We start from the raw sequence: 218 nt of genomic DNA, 5'->3' as shown, positions 1-218 counted from the left end.
TTAGCGATCTGAATGCCGATTCGACGATGCTGAACATTACCGGCGGCGGCAAGCTGGATATGCCGGGCAAGCAGTGCGACATGCGGCTGAATGTACGCGTCACCGGCGGCTGGCAAGGGCGCAGCGAACTGATTGAACAACTGCAAAAAACGCCGATTCCACTGCGCGTTTATGGTCCATGGCAGCAGTTGAACTATCAGTTGCAGGTCGACCAGGTG

General features: G+C 56.4%; 1 protein-coding gene. It reads left to right on the top strand.

All coding sequences use genetic code 11. The features are described from left to right. On the top strand, positions 1 to 218 hold a 218-nt coding region (locus EOC06_RS39710; RefSeq protein WP_206631516.1), incomplete at both ends, for a hypothetical protein.

This window comes from Mesorhizobium sp. M7A.F.Ca.MR.362.00.0.0 (assembly GCF_004023175.1).
Taxonomy (GTDB): domain Bacteria; phylum Pseudomonadota; class Alphaproteobacteria; order Rhizobiales; family Rhizobiaceae; genus Mesorhizobium.
This window is presented reverse-complemented; position numbering and strand designations above follow the sequence as displayed.